Origin of the sequence: Anaerovibrio lipolyticus, from assembly GCF_021531495.1 — a bacterium.
Classification (GTDB): Bacteria; Bacillota; Negativicutes; order Selenomonadales; family Selenomonadaceae; genus Anaerovibrio.
The window spans coordinates 1-4,378 of record NZ_JADYTY010000057.1 but is presented as its reverse complement, the minus strand read 5'-3'; the positions used below and the strand labels follow the sequence as shown (position 1 = coordinate 4,378).

Sequence of the window (4,378 nt, the reverse complement as noted above, 5' to 3'; positions counted from 1 at the left end):
AGGTGCGGTAGCCGGAACACAAAGCGGAACACTATTTTTGTGATGTTCCGTGGGTTGCACCTTTATGAGGTGCGGTAGCCGGAACACAAAGCGGAACACTATTTTTGTGATGTTCCGTGGGTTGCACCTTTATGAGGTGCGGTAGCCGGAACAAGATACGGAACATTATTTTTGTGATGTTCCGTGAGTTGCACCCTTATGAGGTGCGGTAGGCGGAACGAAATACTGTAAAAAATGATAAAAGAAAAACGCTGAAATATACTAAAAATGAGTATACGCCAGCGTAAGAAGCACAATGTATAATATTTAGAGCAAAGCAAGGTATCGACTAAATTCAGAAGGCGCAATCCCCAGAGCCTTCATGGCCTTTTCAGGGGATAGATTTAGATTACGCATCAATTCCTTTATGGATTCAATTTTACCCTCAAATTTGCCTTCAATTTTGCCATCTGTTTTGCCTTTATTGTAACCAAAATCTTGCATTTCCTGTAATTTCATTTCATAGGTCATATAACTCATCCTTTTTACTTTATAGTTTACTACAGGTAATGTTGTATATTGAACATCTAAGAAGATATAAGTTGTTATATAGATTTATCACTTGAAATAATATATAATAGATTAAAAAGAAAGGTGGGGTATACCATGAAACCAAATCCATATTTCCCAGGAGCTGGAGCAGCTCCTGCCTATATTGCTGGCCGGGATGAGGATATAGAAAAGGCCAAAGAAGAGCTGGAAACTATCTCTTATGGCTATCCTGCTCGTTCCGTGATTTATTATGGGCTGAGAGGTGTGGGCAAAACAGTACTTTTGAATAAAGTAGAAAGTATAGCCAAGGCCCTAATTATTCCAGAGGAATACATGGAAATTCCGGAACATGGCAAAAATAATTTTCAGTCAGAGCTTGCTCTCAGTGTATATAAGCTTATGAAACAGCTAAGTGTCAAGGAACAATTGGAATCCTACGTTAAAAGAGCACTTGGGATACTAAAATCCTTTTCCATAAAATACTCTCAAGGAGATTTTGCTACAGAAATAGCTGTAGATCCCATACAAGGCTTAGCCAATACAGGCAACATATCTAATGATATGACAGAATTATTTTTAGCTTTAGGAGAGGTGGCAAAGCAAAACAAAAAAGGGGTTGCTTTCTTTATTGATGAAATTCAGTATCTTGATCAAGTAGATTTGGAAGGATTGATTCGTGCTTTACATCGCTCAAATCAGAAAGGATACCCTATTATTATCTACGCTGCAGGATTACCTAAGATTGCCAAATTCGTAGGTGTGGCTAAATCTTATGCTGAGAGATTATTTAGTTTTGTGGAGATAGATTCTCTTGATGCCATAGCTGCCGAAAAAGCTCTGGTATATCCAGCCAAAGAAATGGGTGTTGCATATACACCAAAAGCCATTAATCATATTCTATCCACAACAGAGGGATATCCGTATTTTATTCAGGAATATGGCAAATGGATCTGGAAGCATAGGCATAATTCTGACATAATAACAGACGAAATTGCTGTTGCCGCCTATAATGACTTTGAAAAAAGCCTGGATTCTGGCTTCTTCAGAGTACGCTATGACAAGGCAACCACAAAAGAATTAGATTTTATGCTAGCCATGGTAGAATGCGGCGAAATCCCCTGCACCATCAAAAATGTTGCAGAAATATTGGGCGTAACTCAGCAACGCATATCTGCCGTTAGGGCACAACTTATCCATAAGGGCTTCATATATGCAGCAAACTATGGCAAGCTAGACTTCACTGTACCCCAGTTTGGACAATATCTACGCAGACAGCAGGGGAATATAAACTAAATAAATTAAGAATTTTAGGAATAAATGGTAGTAGGGCACTGGGAGGCCTTGTGGCACAGAGGTGATAGATATGTTTGAGTTTGAATGGAATGAAAAAGAAGAGAAAGATGCTTTGATTAAAGTTGGCGAAGCTAGGGGTGAAGCTCGTGGTGAAGCCCGTGGTGAAGCTATAGGTGAAATCAGGGGGACATTAAGGGCCATAAAAAATCTAATGAGAACCACTAACTTATCTGCTGAGGCAGCCATGAAAGCAATAGGTATCTCACCTTCAGAATACAAAAAATATCTTATGATGCTTTAATATTAAAATGGCATTGAATTTTTAAGGTCAAATCGACATTGCAATGTAGATTTGACCTTATTTTTGTGATACTAACTACTATATGAATCTGGTTATAATAGGGGAATATTGTATAGAGATATATACCAGAGATACAATGTATACTATAATTATGTACACTTTCATACTAAGGTTAGCTATCAGAATGTATACTATCGAACTAGGTAAAACTAGCAAAACGGAAATCTTTTTTTATCTTTTTCTTTATATTAGGGCGTTGAGAGGCCTTGCGGCACAAGGGATAAGAGAATGTCACTGCACCTCCTTAGAACCTTTTGAAGGTGCGGTATAAGGTGCGGAAACAGGAACGCAAAGCGGAACGGTATATTGCCACCGTTCCTGTTTAGGTGCCCAAACAGGAACGCAAAACGGAACGATATCGGAGCACCGTTCCTAAATGGGAGCCTAAACAGGAACGATAGCAAGTAGCATTCCATAGTCTGCACCTTTAGAAGGGGCAAAAACAGGAACGCAAACGGAGCGATATCTGAACACTGTTCCTAAATAGGGGCCAAAACAGGAACGCAAAACGGAACGATATCGGAGCACCGTTCCTAAATGGGAGCCTGAACAGGAACAGTGGCAGACGGTGCTGCGCAATCTGCACCTTTAGAAGGAACAGTATTGGGAACTATAAAAAATGATAAAAGAAAAACGCTGAAATATACTAAAAATGAGTATACTCCAGCGTAAGAAGCACAATGTATAATATTTAGAGCAAAGCAAGGTATCGACTAAATTCAGAAGGCGCAATCTCCAGAGCTTTCATGGCCTTTTCAGGGGATAGGTCTAGATTACGCATCAATTTCGTTATAGACTCAATTTTACCTTCAGCTTTGCCTTTATTGTAACCCAAATCCTGTATTTCTTTTAATTGAGTATTATCCTTGATAGAGGCAAGGCTATATATTTCATTGTTAGCATTTTTCGAGGCAAGGTGAGGATTCTGAAGCAAAAAACATATGCAGGGAATTAGATACTCATTAAATTTTTGAACAAAATCAGGAGTTAGCTTGCAATAGCCAGCAATTCTTTCCCAGCATTGTTTTTGGTCTTTTAGATCAAAAAAATGTCGTTCTATAAAATCTAGGCTGCGATTATCGTCAAAAATGTAATGAAGGCAATTGTCATTCTTTAGGTCATCCCAGTGATTTTCCAAATAATTATCAGAAAGTTTTTGAACTGGATTAAGTGCAATGAAAGATGTATATCGTGAAAAATCCCTCATTTCACTGTAGTATCGTTCTAAAAATGCTTCGTCCATGGGCCATGTGTTCATAATAAGACACATGGCATTTTTTTTGTTTCTAGATTCGACAGCATTGTAAATAATCTCAGGCATTTCTGGATCATAAAAAATAATTTCATCATTGCCTAATATCTCTAGTAGATCGTGGTCATTCATATATTTATCAATACTATATATAAAATCTGGATTCTCTAGTTCTAGGGGAGAAATTTTATTAATATCGCATGCTTCCCAAATGATATCTAAATTATCTGATTGCTTTTCAGATTGTTTGCATATTATGTTACAAGCATCTGAGGCCGTGGAATACCAAGTTGAAATCTTGTTGTGGCTCCATAGGGCATTTAGATAGCTGTTATTCAGCAAATCTTCTAGTGGCAGAATATCTGCATGTTTGATGAGAAGGTCTAGGGAAATGACTTGGTTTGAGGCAATAGAACGAAATCCCTCTTCTAAATTTAGAAGGTTTGCGATTATTTCTTTTATTTGTTCTGTGGTAATATTATCCCTTCGCCAATCCTGACATTTGGTGTGCATGAGAAATTTGGCAGCCAATAGGGAATAGCGGATAGCAATATTACTATAGGATTTTGGAATAGACAGATATTCATCTAAAAGCTGTTCGCTTATACTGTATTTGGAAAAAATATTGGCGAAATTTGTGATTTCCCGGTTTTTCCATTCTGGGATTTCATCCCAATTGTTAATTACATTATCATTCATGTTAGGTTCTCCTTATTTAATTTGTCAGCTTTACGAATCCGCATAACCTAAAAGTAAATTATTATGTTTCGGTATCCATAATGCCTTTTACGTTTGCTCGCAATAATGCATTACCCCTGACCTATATCTAGCCTGTATGTTTCTTCGGTGATATTTTTGTAATATTTTTATTTAAACTTCCCACACCGTAAAATGGTGTAGTTCCTTGAAAACTGTATATTTCAGAAGATAAAAAAGGCGTA

At 37.5% G+C, this 4,378-nt stretch carries 4 protein-coding genes; 2 read left to right on the top strand and 2 right to left on the bottom strand.

Annotation, left to right across the window (positions count from 1 at the left end):
* Positions 1 to 306: 306 nt before the first annotated feature.
* Positions 307 to 510, bottom strand: coding sequence for a hypothetical protein (locus I6E26_RS10880; protein ID WP_235321888.1), 204 nt, complete (start codon positions 508 to 510; stop codon positions 307 to 309).
* Between the two features lie 135 nt (positions 511 to 645).
* Between I6E26_RS10880 and I6E26_RS10875 the strand changes: the two genes are divergently transcribed.
* A complete protein-coding gene (locus I6E26_RS10875) occupies positions 646 to 1,824 on the top strand; it encodes an ATP-binding protein (RefSeq protein WP_235321887.1) in 1,179 nt (392 codons plus the stop codon).
* 70 nt (positions 1,825 to 1,894) lie between these two features.
* Entirely contained in the window at positions 1,895 to 2,125 is a 231-nt protein-coding gene (locus I6E26_RS10870; RefSeq protein WP_235321886.1) for a hypothetical protein, read from the top strand.
* 751 nt (positions 2,126 to 2,876) lie between these two features.
* Here the strand turns inward: I6E26_RS10870 and I6E26_RS10865 are convergent.
* On the bottom strand, positions 2,877 to 4,136 hold the full coding sequence (locus I6E26_RS10865) for a hypothetical protein (protein ID WP_235321885.1): 1,260 nt from the start codon (positions 4,134 to 4,136) through the stop codon (positions 2,877 to 2,879).
* Positions 4,137 to 4,378 lie beyond the last annotated feature (242 nt).

Bases quoted from the DNA above. Each gene is read 5' to 3' on its own strand.
- I6E26_RS10880 (WP_235321888.1), bottom strand. From the start codon at position 510: ATGACCTATGAAATGAAATTACAGGAAATGCAAGATTTTGGTTACAAT.
- I6E26_RS10875 (WP_235321887.1), top strand. From the start codon at position 646: ATGAAACCAAATCCATATTTCCCAGGAGCTGGAGCAGCTCCTGCCTAT.
- I6E26_RS10870 (WP_235321886.1), top strand. From the start codon at position 1,895: ATGTTTGAGTTTGAATGGAATGAAAAAGAAGAGAAAGATGCTTTGATT.
- I6E26_RS10865 (WP_235321885.1), bottom strand. From the start codon at position 4,136: ATGAATGATAATGTAATTAACAATTGGGATGAAATCCCAGAATGGAAA.